11 protein-coding genes are annotated in these 11,841 nt (G+C 66.6%); 6 read left to right on the top strand and 5 right to left on the bottom strand.

Going from position 1 to position 11,841, the window contains the following annotated elements; all coding sequences use genetic code 11:
• Positions 1–206: 206 nt before the first annotated feature.
• Complete coding sequence (locus QW887_RS30115; RefSeq protein WP_315752172.1) at positions 207–1,088, bottom strand: LysR family transcriptional regulator; 882 nt, start codon at positions 1,086–1,088, stop codon at positions 207–209.
• A gap of 112 nt (positions 1,089–1,200) precedes the next feature.
• Between QW887_RS30115 and QW887_RS30110 the strand changes: the two genes are divergently transcribed.
• Both QW887_RS30110 and QW887_RS30105 read left to right on the top strand, forming a co-directional pair.
• Positions 1,201–1,620, top strand: coding sequence for a CidA/LrgA family protein (locus tag QW887_RS30110; RefSeq protein WP_315752173.1), 420 nt, complete (start codon positions 1,201–1,203; stop codon positions 1,618–1,620).
• Positions 1,595–2,305 carry an LrgB family protein gene (locus tag QW887_RS30105; RefSeq protein WP_315752174.1) on the top strand — a complete coding sequence of 237 codons (711 nt, stop codon included), beginning with the start codon at positions 1,595–1,597 and terminating at the stop codon, positions 2,303–2,305. Before QW887_RS30110 ends, QW887_RS30105 begins: the two co-directional genes overlap by 26 nt.
• Before the next feature lie 11 nt (positions 2,306–2,316).
• On the opposite strand, the gene QW887_RS30100 is transcribed toward QW887_RS30105, so the two are convergent.
• The 4 genes from QW887_RS30100 to QW887_RS30085 all read right to left on the bottom strand — a co-directional run bounded on the left by QW887_RS30100 (position 2,317) and on the right by QW887_RS30085 (position 5,433).
• A complete protein-coding gene (locus tag QW887_RS30100) occupies positions 2,317–3,141 on the bottom strand; it encodes a type 1 glutamine amidotransferase (RefSeq protein ID WP_316167297.1) in 825 nt (274 codons plus the stop codon).
• A 23-nt stretch (positions 3,142–3,164) separates the two neighbouring features.
• On the bottom strand, positions 3,165–3,995 hold the full coding sequence (locus QW887_RS30095) for a hypothetical protein (RefSeq protein ID WP_316167395.1): 831 nt from the start codon (positions 3,993–3,995) through the stop codon (positions 3,165–3,167).
• A 131-nt stretch (positions 3,996–4,126) separates the two neighbouring features.
• Positions 4,127–4,591, bottom strand: a complete 465-nt coding sequence (locus QW887_RS30090) for a hypothetical protein (RefSeq protein ID WP_316167296.1) — start codon at positions 4,589–4,591, stop codon at positions 4,127–4,129.
• Between the two features lie 146 nt (positions 4,592–4,737).
• On the bottom strand, positions 4,738–5,433 hold the full coding sequence (locus tag QW887_RS30085) for an HAD-IA family hydrolase (RefSeq protein WP_315752177.1): 696 nt from the start codon (positions 5,431–5,433) through the stop codon (positions 4,738–4,740).
• A 106-nt stretch (positions 5,434–5,539) separates the two neighbouring features.
• On the opposite strand from QW887_RS30085, the gene QW887_RS30080 reads away from it, so the two are divergent.
• The 4 genes from QW887_RS30080 (at position 5,540) to QW887_RS30065 (ending at position 11,444) form a co-directional block, all read left to right on the top strand.
• On the top strand, positions 5,540–6,226 hold the full coding sequence (locus QW887_RS30080) for a hypothetical protein (protein WP_316169583.1): 687 nt from the start codon (positions 5,540–5,542) through the stop codon (positions 6,224–6,226).
• A gap of 132 nt (positions 6,227–6,358) precedes the next feature.
• Positions 6,359–8,383 carry a YgiQ family radical SAM protein gene (locus QW887_RS30075; RefSeq protein WP_316195705.1) on the top strand — a complete coding sequence of 675 codons (2,025 nt, stop codon included), beginning with the start codon at positions 6,359–6,361 and terminating at the stop codon, positions 8,381–8,383.
• 1,005 nt (positions 8,384–9,388) lie between these two features.
• Positions 9,389–10,945, top strand: coding sequence for an acyltransferase (locus tag QW887_RS30070; protein ID WP_316195703.1), 1,557 nt, complete (start codon positions 9,389–9,391; stop codon positions 10,943–10,945).
• The gene (locus QW887_RS30065; protein WP_315715439.1) at positions 10,827–11,444 is read left to right on the top strand and encodes an SGNH hydrolase domain-containing protein; all 618 of its coding nucleotides are present in this window, start codon (positions 10,827–10,829) and stop codon (positions 11,442–11,444) included. Before QW887_RS30070 ends, QW887_RS30065 begins: the two co-directional genes overlap by 119 nt.
• Positions 11,445–11,841: the final 397 nt, after the last annotated feature.

Below are 11,841 nucleotides of genomic sequence, written 5' to 3'. Positions count from 1 at the left end.
GCGCGAAGGCAACCTTCGTCAGCTCCTGCCGTTCCCATCCGCACGTCCGAGGTCGCCTCTCCGGGCTCGCGCTTTCGCGGCGTTGCGACAGGTGTTCGATCGTTGCGAGTTGTGCGTAGAGCTCAGGTCCTCGCCAATCGCCATGGCGACACCGACCGTCTCGCCGCACGTTCCTGACAGATGAAGCGACATCGTCGCACTCATGTTCACGCCTCGCCGCGCTCGCGCACCAGCCGTAGCCACGCCGCCGCGGCCGGCGAGAGATAGGCGCCACGGCGCCAGGCCATCGCCAGCGTCCATTCGGTGCCGGGCTCGTCGAGCAGCACGAGACTGATCGGCACCTGCGTGCGCTGGGTCGCGATCATGCGCGGCAGAAAGGCAACCCCGAGACCGGCGCCGGCGAGTTCGGCAATGAAATCGATCTGCGTGCTGCGCGCGGCCACAACCGGCTCGAAGCCGTTGCGGCGGCAGGCCTCGCGGAGGATGCGGTTGAGCGCGAAGCCGGCCTCGAACAGCACGAACGGCGTGTCGCGCAGCTCGGCGAGCGTGATCGTCTCGCGGCGGGCCAGCGGATGCTCGACAGAAACGAGCGCCATCAGCGGCTCGCGGCGCACGATCTGCGCGGCAAACTCATCGGCGATCGGCGGCAGCAGGCCGGCAAAATCGATGTCGCCTGCAGCCAGCAATTCGCTGAGCCGGTCGCTGCCGTGCTCCACCAGCCGGATCTCGATCTCCGGATGAAGCTGGCGGTAGAGCGCGAACAACGGCGCGAACAGCGTGCTCGATCCGATCGGCGGCAGGCCGAGGCGCAGCACGCCGCGCGTCAAGCCGCGCAGCTCGGCGAGCTCCGCCTGCAGATCATCGCGCTCCGTCAGCAGCCGGATCGCACGGCGATAGACGATCTCGCCAGCCGCTGTCATGCGGCTCTTGTGGCCGAGCCGGTCCAAGAGCGGCAATCCAAGCTCGTCCTCGAGCTGCTTGACGGCCTTGCTCACGGTCGACTGGGTCGCAAACACCACCTTGGCGGCCTGGGAGAAGCCGCCTTGCCGGACGACCTCGACGAAGGTCCTGAGGGTACGGAGTTCCATAATCGCGCCCTAGTATTCTATTTTGGACTTATTACCATTCATTCAATTCGCTTTCTACATGCTGCGATGCGGCATACCTTGAAAAGCACAATCACTTTTTGGACGCCGCCGCATGATGCATCGCAACATTTCCATTGGGGTCCATCGCCTGTTCCGCCGCAGCCGACTGGTGCAGATCGGCCTGCTCGGCCTGTTCTGGGCTGTCGGCGAGGCGCTGGCCCGGACGACCGGCCTGCCATTGCCCGGCGGCATCATCGGAATGGCACTCGCGCTCGCCCTGTTCCTGGCCGGCGGGCTGAAGGTCGCCAGCATGAAGCGCGGCGCGAACTGGATGCTCGCCGAGATGCTGCTGTTCTTCGTGCCGGCGGTGCTGGCGCTGCTCGACCATCGCGAGCTGTTCGGCCTGCTTGGCCTGAAGATCTTTGCCTTGATCGTCGTCAGCACCACCGCCGTGATGTGCGTGACCGCGCTCACGATCGACCTCTGCTACCGTTGGACCGAGCGTCATGACCCTCGCCGCGCTGTGGCGTGAGCCGCTGATCCAGGCGGCGGTCTGGTCGCTCGCGACGATCCTGCTCTATCTGCTGGCGAAGCGCGTGCACCGGCGCTGGCCGCGCTGGTGGCTGATGCCGCTCGCGGTGGCGCCCGCGCTGCTGATGATCGCGGCGCTCGCGCTCAACGTCTCCTATCGCGACTACATCCGCGGCACGCATTGGCTGGTGGCGCTGCTCGGCCCGGCCACCGTCGCCTTCGCCGTGCCGATCTATGAGCAACGCGCGCTGATCCGCCGCCGCTGGCCGCTGCTGTTGGCCGGCATGGTCGCGGGCAGCCTCACCGCCGTGGCGACCAGTTGGGCACTGGCCTATGTCCTCGGCATCGATGGCGAGCTGCGTCTGAGCCTGTTGCCGCGCTCGATGAGCACGCCGTTCGCGATGGAAGTCTCAGGCGAGATCGGCGGCATCCCCGATCTCACGGCCGTGTTCGTCGTGCTCACCGGCATCATCGGCGCCGCCGTCGGCGACGTCGTGCTGGCGCGGCTGCCACTGCGCTCGACGCTCGCCAAGGGCGCGCTGTTCGGCGTCGGCGCGCATGGTGCGGGCACCGCGCGCGCCCACCAGATCGGCCGCGAGGAAGGCGCGATCGCCGGCCTCGTGATGGTGCTGGTCGGGCTGATGAACGTGGCGCTGGCGCCGCTCATCATTCAGTTCATGCGGTAGCGTTCTCAGCGTCACGCGAGCGAGGCGATCCAGTTGCTGATCTCGGCCTGCCGGACCCCGTCATTCGCGACGTCCTGGTCGAGCCCGAGCCGCCACAGAATGTCGCGCCGGGCGCGGTCGTGATGCAGGGTGGCGAGATCGGCTGCGTAGCGCTCGAGCTCCGCCGGATCGACGAAGAAGCCCTCCTCGACCAGCGGCTGGCCGATGCGGCGGATCACCCAGGCAACGTCCTGCAGGCTGAATTCCGGATGATATTGGACGCCCCAGAACCGGCCGTAGCCGCTGCGGATCTCCGCGGCCTGCACCTCGCTCATGGCATTATGCGCGGTGACCGTCGCATCCGGCGGCAGCCGGGTGACGATGTCGCTGTGAATCGCCGGTGCATCGAACACGGCGCCCCGCGCCGCATGCATCGGATGGTCGCGGCCCGCCTCCGTCAGCGCGATCTTGCGCGCAAAGCCGACCTCACGGCCGGCCGGATTGAGCGACACCTCGCCGCCGGCCGCCACGGTTGCGAGCTGGAGTCCCCAGCATGAGCCGAACATCGGCACGCCCCGCGCGAAGATCGTCCGCACCAGCTCGATCTGGCGCAGCGCTTCCGGCTCGCGCTGATAGATGTTGAGCGCTGATCCCGTGATGACGATGCCCTGATAGGCCTCGATCGGCTGCGGCAGGCGCGCATCGGCATCAGCGGGCGTGGCGATGTCAATCGCCGCGTGCGGCGCCAGCGCGCGCAGCACGGCCGCGTAGCTCTCCGACGGCGTGGCGCCGGCGACCTCGGCCCAGCGGCGCCGGCCGTCCAGCGAGTTGCCTTCGAGCACGAGCAGTCTCAGCACTCGTCAAACCTCCGCCCGCCCGATCACGGATCCAACACGCCGCGCAGGAATCGCGCGCTCCGCTCGTGCACCTCCGGCCGGTTCAGGATCGTATGGACGTCGGCATCGATCACCATCACCTCCGCCTTCGCATCGTCCTTGAGCGCGGCGGCGCAGGAGCCGGTGACGGCGCGGTCCTTGTTCCAGGGATTGGCGGCCGAGAAATAGGGATCGCGCGCCGAAATCGCGTTCAGCACCGGCTCGCTCGGGCCGATGCCGAGTCCGGGCGCGGTGACGAAGTAGTTGTCCTCGCACGACCACGAAAAGATCAGCCGCGCCGCCACGTCCTTGCCGGCGTAGCGGCCGACCGCCACCGCGCCCTCGCTGGTGCCCGCCAGCACGATCCGCAGCCGGTCGACCCAGCTCCAGTCGCGCGACGCCTTCAGCGCGTTCTCCAGCTCGGCCAGCCGCAAGGCGTGGACGTGCTCATAGGTCGCGACGTCGACCGGCGAGGTGTAGGTCAGCCGGTCGGGAATCGCGAGGCTGTCGGGCGCCACCGATGCCACTCCGAGCTCGTCGGCGAGCCAGGCCTGGAACTCCTTCACCGCCGGCGCGACGCCGCTCGACCCGTGCATCACGATCACGAGCGGCGCGATCCCGATCACGTCGGGCGCGTCCTCCGCACGGCCCTCCCAGCGCCGTCCGCCGGCGAGTGTCGCCGGCAACACCAGGTTGGCCCCGCTCCAGGTCAGCGCAAGATTGGCCGGCGACGGCTCCAGCACCGTACCCCTGGTGTCGCCGGGCTTGTCGGCCGCGAGGGCGGCGGTCGCGCAGAGAAAGGCGGCGGCCATCGGCAGGACACGCGCCACGAACATGATCGATCCGTCCTCCTGCGAGGCGAGCACAGCGAGCCTGGCGCGCACCGTTCGTTTCAATCACGGCATCGGGCTGCGGACAAGCAAGGTGCGACGGACGGTGCATGCAGGGCACCCATGCGGTGATGCGATCAGCAGGCGCGCAGCCGCCGGCGCTGGGCACGCGGCGTCTCCATCGACCGGACGTGATGGCGCGGCGTGGCCGCAGTGCAGACCATCGCATTGAGCGCGCCGTCCGGCACGGCGGCGGCCTCGCGCGCTCCTCCGCAACCGCTGACGGCGCGAAGCCGCGGCACAACCGGCGACATGTCCCGCAAGGCCTCCTGGCGTACGCTCACATCACTCCGGATCTCCACGGGAGAGAGCGCCAGCAGCGTCGCCCGCAAGCCGCGAAGGATGGCGGCCATTGCGCGCGACGGCTGCGCCCAGCGAAACGGCCGGGCCGAACGCTTGGCGCGGCCATCGGCGCGCTTGGCTCGCCCGGCTCCGCTGGCGCGACGGCCGCGCTGATTGGATGCTGATCCCTCGTCATCGACCTGCAACATCAGCCGGAACGGCTGTTCCGAGGGGCCGGCCGCGATCAACAACTTGCGCATGCGTCTCACCTTGATCTCGTCACGGCCAACCCGGCGGCCGCGTTCATCGACACCATGGCGCAAGCGCGGTGACCGCAAGCTGTTGCCCGATGTCAGCGACATGTCAGCTCCGCCGGCGGCATTGTCGCCGGATGGCGACGCGTCGCTCACAGTCTCCCTCCCAGCCGCGCCATCACCAGATCCAGCACGCCGGCGTCGTCGAACGCCGCCGCGGTCAGCGCCGCGCCGGCCGCGATCAGCTCGTCGTGACCGAGATTGGTGCGCATGCCGACGGTGGCGATGCCGGCCGCCGTCGCCGCCGCGATGCCGGCGCGCGAATCCTCGAAGGCGACCGACCGTTCCGGCACGGCATCGATCGCGCGCAGGCCTTCCAGATAGGGCAGCGGGTGCGGCTTGCCGTGCGGCAGTTCGTCGCCGATGACCACGGCGCGAAACCGGTCCATCAGGCCGAGCCCGTGCAGGATCAGCTCGGCATTGGCCCGCGGCGCGTTGGTCACGGCCACCACTGGAATCGCCGCCGCCGCGGCCCGATCGAGCAGCGCCATCAGGCCCGGCAGCGGCTGCACCGCGCCGGCGGCGAGGCTGCGAAACACCTCCTCCTTCTGCGCCATGACCGCCGCGCGCCGCTCGGGCGGCTCATCGGGCAGAAATTGGGCGGAGATCGACAAATTGGATCGGCCGAGCAGTTCGCGTGCCGCCCGCGCGCGGTCGAACGCATGGCCATATGGCCCGAACACCGCGTTGAAGGCCTGCAGATGCAGCGCATCGGTATCAGCGAGCGTGCCGTCGATGTCGAACAGCAAAGCCCGTCCCCTTTTATTGATAACGCCTCGCATCAGCAAATTGACCTCAACTCATCCGGATGTTGACGCGATCTGATCCAACTCTCGACCAGACCAGCTGTCGTTATTCCTCAAACGGCGTGAAACCGCGACGGGGGAAATTGCGATGATCGGCCAGTTGAGCGCATTGCCTGTTTTGACATCGTCGAGGCTCGGAGCGGCCGCCGCGCTGGTCTCCGTCATCTGCATTGCCGCGCCCGGCGCCGCGCAGGCCGGCCCCGCCAACGGCGACATGGTCAACGGCCAGTACTGCAACGATCTCTGCAAGGCCTATATGGCCTGGTCCGACCGCATGCTGGCCGTCACCCAGCCGGCGTCCTACTCGCGGCCGCAGGTGCGGGTCGCGGTGCCGCAGAGCATGACGCCGAAGAAGATGGACAAGGCCGAGAAGCCGGACCGGATGGCGCAGCACGGACCGAAGCCGCATCGGCCGGCGAACCTGAACTCCTTTGCGCAGCTGCCCTCCGGCACCCAGGCCGCGCAGTCTTCGATGGAGCCGCCGCCGAGCGACCTCGCCGCGTCCGACGCGCCGGCGACAGGTCGGCTGTTCGCCGCCGACCCGCTGCCCCACTCCGCCATCGCCGACATGCGGCGCGCGACCGACGCCGCCGGCCTGCGGCTGGTGTCGATGACCGAGCCCGGCATGGCCCCCGTCACGGTCGGCGAGGCCGGCGGCAGCCCGCGCTCGAAGATGCCCTCGATGTGGATCATGCTTGCCGCAGCCGCGCTGCTGGCCTATTTCGGCCATGGCTGGCTCAAGCGCCGCAACGGCGCGTCGCATCACCTCAACTGAGACGGCAGGAACCGCGACGTCAGGTCGCCCGCGCAACGCCGCGGGAACCATTCCGGACAAATTGACCACCTGCCCTCGCCTGCGACCGGGGCTTCGGTTGAACTCGCAGCGCTGCGGCTCTATGCGTGGGCGATGAACATCGCCCTCACCGCCCCACCGCTGAGTTCCTGGCCGCGCCATCGCGCGGACCTCAAGCCTGCGCCGTTCCTGCCGATGAGCCGCAAGGAGATGGACGCGCTCGGCTGGGACGCCTGCGACATCGTGCTGGTGACCGGCGACGCCTATGTCGACCATCCTTCTTTCGGCATGGCGATCATCGGCCGGCTGCTCGAGGCCCAGGGCTTTCGCGTCGGCATCATCTCGCAGCCCGACTGGCACTCCGCCGAGCCGTTCAAGGCGCTCGGTAGGCCGCGCGTGTTCTTCGGCGTCACCGGCGGCAACATGGACTCCATGGTCAACCGCTACACGGCCGATCGCCGCATCCGCAGCGACGACGCCTATACGCCCAATGGCGAAGGCGGCAGGCGGCCGGACCGCTGCACGCTGGTCTATGCGCAGCGCTGCCGCGAGGCGTTCAAGGACGTGCCGGTCGTACTCGGCGGCATCGAGGCGTCGCTGCGCCGCATCGCGCATTACGACTACTGGTCCGACAAGGTTCGCCGCTCGGTGCTGGCCGACGCCAAGGCCGACATCCTGATCTACGGCAATGCCGAGCGTGCGGTGATCGAGGTCGCGCATCGGATCGCCGGCGGCGAAGCGCCGAAGGACATCCAGTCGGTGCGCGGCACCGCGCTGTTCCGGAAAGTGCCCGAAGGCTTTGTCGAGCTGCATGCCGACGATCTCGACTCCGCCGACGAAGGCGCTGCGCGCGAGAAGGGCGACGTCGTGGTCCGGCTGCCGTCCTGTGAGCAGGTCGAGGCGGACAAGGAAGCCTATGCCCGCGCCTCGCGCGTGCTGCACCGGGAGAGCAATCCGGGCAATGCGCGTCCCCTGGTGCAGCGTCATGGCGACCGCGACCTCTGGCTCAACCCGCCGCCGATCCCGCTGACCATGGCGGAGATGGACAGCGTCTACGATCTGCCCTATGCCCGCGCGCCGCATCCGTCCTATGGCGACGCCAAGATCCCGGCCTGGGACATGATCAAGTTCTCGGTGACGATCATGCGCGGCTGCTTCGGCGGCTGCACCTTCTGCTCGATCACCGAGCATGAGGGCCGCATCATCCAGAGCCGCTCGGAAGGCTCGATCCTGCAGGAGATCGAGCGCATCCGCGACAAGACGCCGGGCTTCACCGGCGTGATCTCCGACATCGGCGGCCCGACCGCCAACATGTACCGGATGGCGTGCAAGGACCCCAAGGTCGAGGCCGCGTGCCGCCGGCCGTCCTGCGTGTTTCCCGAGATCTGCCCGAACCTCAACACCTCGCATGACGACCTCATCCGGCTCTATCGCAAGGTGCGCGAGGTCAAGGGCATCAAGCGCGTGATGGTCGCCTCCGGCGTGCGCTACGACCTCGCGGTCGAGAGCCCGGCCTACATCAAGGAGCTGGTCACGCATCACGTCGGCGGCTATCTGAAGATCGCGCCGGAGCATACCGAGCGCGGCCCGCTCGACAAGATGATGAAGCCGGGCATCGGCACCTATCACCGCTTCAAGCAGATGTTCGATGCGGCCGCGGAGCAGGCGGGCAAGAAGTACTACCTGATCCCGTATTTCATCGCCGCGCATCCCGGCACGTCAGACGAGGACATGATGAACCTCGCGCTGTGGCTCAAGCGCAACCGCTACCGCGCCGATCAGGTCCAGACCTTCCTGCCGTCGCCGATGGCCACCGCGACGGCGATGTACCACACCGGCGTCAACCCGCTGCGCGGCGTGCGTCACGGCGGCAGTGACAAGGTCGAGGCCATCAAGGGCCTCAAGCAGCGAAGGCTGCACAAGGCGTTTCTGCGCTATCACGATCCGGACAATTGGCCGGTGCTGCGCGAGGCGCTCCGCGCGATGGGCCGCGCCGATTTGATCGGCTCGCGCCCCGAGCAACTGGTGCCGGCGCATCAGCCGCCGGGCACCGGCAAGGCCGCAACGACACGGCGGCCGGTGCGCCCGGAGCAGCGACCGCAGCGGTTCACGACCAAGGGCGTGAAGATCATGAAGTAGTTGGTAGGTCGCGGCCTTGTCATGGAGTCCCGCCCTAACATCCTCTCCGCTGTCGTCCCGGGCTTGACCCGGGACCCATAACCACAGGGAGACGTGTTGGGCGCGCCCTGAGCCACTTGCCTGCCTCACACCTCCGCCGGTGGTTATGGGTCCCGGCTCAGGGCCGGGACGACATCGAGTTTGTCGTGAGGCCGTTCCAACTCACAGGCGTGATGCGCATCGCTTAATGCGTGCACCTCCGCCTCCGTCCACTCCACGATCTTCCCAAACAGCCCACCGCAGCCCCGCGACGCCATTCGCGCCCAGGTCGTGCTGCCGACAACGCCCTCGACAAACGAGAGGGCGCGGGGAAGACCGGACCTCGACTGAGGCCCGTGGCCCGCCTGCAGAAAAAAATGCAGGCGGCAGGTACCACGAGTCCAGCCGGACGACCCGGCCTTCCCCGCGCGCTGGTTTGAACGGCTGCTTCGCGATCTCCCTGGGGACCGGGCTGTCTTGCCCCCATCACCGGCGAGACGCGTCTGACGCATCATCGACCGGCTTGACCTCAGCATCGGGAGGCCAGGACCACGCGACTTGACCGTACGCACCAGGCTCATTCGTCGGCCCGCTTGCGCGAAAGCCCCGAACCCGACACGTCCATCGCTCCCCGCTTGCTACGCTCCGTGACGATCGGCCGAAACGTCCCTCTTCATCGCGAGCGGGATGGCCGGAAACATCGTTCTGATTTGCCCGACGATGCAAGCCGAACAGCGTGCGACAAGCTGGCTCGACGGGCAATCTGCGCATGACGGGGATGCGGGAATTGCCCGTCGGGCCGACAGAGAACTGATGAGCACGGACGGGCCGACGTTCGCCACCGATGGCGACCACCTCCTCACGACGCTCATTCATGATTGCGTTTGCCCCGCACTGTCCGCCATAATTGTACAACAGACATTTTCGCGAGTTTGATTGCAGCCAAGACGATTGGAAGCCGAACGTTCTTTTGGGGAGAGAGCGCACATGCACGCGCCAGTGGCCGGCTCGAAACCGGTTCCCGTGGTCGGCACGGCCTACAGGCCGGATATCGACGGACTGAGAGCTGTCGCAGTCATGTCCGTCGTCGTGTTCCACGCCTTTCCGCATGTGCTTCGCGGCGGCTTCATAGGAGTCGACATCTTCTTCGTCATATCCGGGTTCTTGATCACCTCGATCATCGTTGCGGATCTGGCGAACGGATCATTTCGTGTTCGGACCTTCTACGCTCGTCGCGTCAAGCGCATCTTCCCCGCCCTCATCGTGGTTCTTCTCGCCGCCCTCCTGCTCGGATGCTTTCTTCTGTACACCGACGAATACAAGGAGCTCGGCAAGCAAGTTGCGGCGAGCGCCGGATTTGCCGCGAACCTGCTGTTCTGGAAGGAGGCCAACTATTTCGACCTGGCCGCGGAAACGAAGCCGCTGCTTCACCTATGGTCGCTGGGCATCGAAGAGCAATATTACATCCTCTGGCCGCTGCTGCTGTGGCTGTGCTGGCGGACAAGGAAGCGCGCCCTGCCGTACCTCGTGGGGCTGCTGCTCGTCGGGTCATTTCTGCTGAACATCAAAGCCATGGGCACCAGCCCGACCGAGGCCTTCTACTCCCCGCTCACGCGCGCATGGGAGCTGTTTGCAGGCGGCCTGCTGGCGATCGCGTCGTCCCCATACACCAGGCCGCTCTTCGGCGCTGTCCCTGACGCGGGGCATCGATCACCCATTTCCGATCGGCTCGCGGCGTCGGGAATAGTCCTGTTGGCGGCGAGCCTGATCCTGATTTCGAGAAATACGCCATTTCCCGGGTGGGCAGCACTGCTGCCTGTCGCAGCGACCTGCATGCTCGTCGGCGCCGGGCCGTATAGCTGGGTCGCTCGACGCATTCTCTCGCATCCTTTCCTGGTTGGAATCGGGCTGATCAGCTACCCGCTCTATCTCTGGCATTGGCCTCTGCTCGTCCTGACTCGCGCCTGGATGGGCGAGGCAGGCTCCGCACCGCTTCGATCCGGCGTCATCGCGCTGAGCGCCGGTTTGGCCTGGATCACCTATCGATTTCTGGAACGTCCGATCCGGTTTGGGCAATCGCCCTTGCGGTCGGTCCCACTGCTCTGCGGTGCCTCGGCGACGCTCGCGGGAATCGGCGCCCTGACCATGACCTACGGCTGGACCTTCAAGCCGGGCGATCTGAACAGCTACGCAGCCTATTTCGATTCCTTCCGCACGGGCGTGTCGCCAGCTCGGGAAGAGCTGGTGGAAATCAATCAGAACCAATGCAACTTCTACAACTTCGAGAGTGCGCTTCCCACGCGCGTCCCTCGGGACGGCATCAGCCCGGACTGCTACACCAGCCACTCTCGCAGAGCGGTGCTGCTCTCATTCGGCGCATCTCTTCCATGGCTTACGGAAGACGCTTCCGTCCGATACGTCCCTGCTGCTCGTTTATGCGTCGGGGTGCCGTCCACACCGGATCGATCTGACCAGACTGACGACCGACTACTGCGAGATGTCCAACTCCTTTGCGCTGTCGACAATCAAAGAGGTCGTTCCTGATGTCGTGGTCATCTCATTCAACAATTCCTTCGATACGGAGTACCTGCGCGAGGTGTCTCGGGACATCAAACGGATCGGCGTGAAACGGGTGATCGTGCTCGGACTGGCGCCTCATTGGGAACCGTTCCTCTTCAAGGTGGTCATGCAGCACTATTGGCAGTTCACACCGGCACGAATCTCGACGCACCTCGACCAGCATGCGCTTGGCATCGACAAGGCATTTCGAGACGAGCTCCAGGCCAACGAACCGTTCGAGTACCAGAGCCTTCATGACTTCTTCTGCAATCGAGAAGGCTGCCTCATCTATCTCGATCGCAACCGGCGCGAGGGTCTCGTGAGCTTCGATAATGCGCACCTGCGACCGCTTGCGTCCCTCTACCTCGCCGAGCACCTGCTCACCCCGTTGATCCAACGCGACGTCCAGCCGAGGACGCGTGACGACGCGCAGCCGCACGGTGGCAGGACGGGGACTCTCGATGACCGGCCAGGAGTGCAGTGAAGATACGGCGCATTGCCGGGGGCGGATCACGAGACGTCCCGCGCAGCCCATCCACGTCCGCCTGCCATCGCCCGACCTGTCCGCTCAAAACCGCCCGCGGCTTGTTCACCGGCTCGATGCGATCGAGAATCTTGCCGAGATCGCGCCTCGCGGACGTCGTAGTCGGTCGGCAGATTGAGGCAGAGCTTCGGCGATGGATCGATGAATATGCATTGAATGCGCCGATCGTCGTTCGGAAAAAGCGGCTTGCGCCGGCCGTTCGTCACGTATAGATGGCGCCTGTCGCGAAAAGCGGTCGTTGCCTGCGGCCGAGTACAAGCCGTCCATCTGCCTTTCTGGCATGGACCGGCCCAGCGTCTCCCACACATCAATCGCCTGACGGATCGTCAGGCTCCAG

It is taken from the genome of Bradyrhizobium sp. SZCCHNRI3052 (assembly GCF_032484895.1).
Taxonomy (GTDB): Bacteria; Pseudomonadota; Alphaproteobacteria; order Rhizobiales; family Xanthobacteraceae; genus Bradyrhizobium.
The sequence above is the reverse complement of the archived record's forward strand: the minus strand, read 5'-3'. Positions and strand labels throughout refer to the sequence as shown.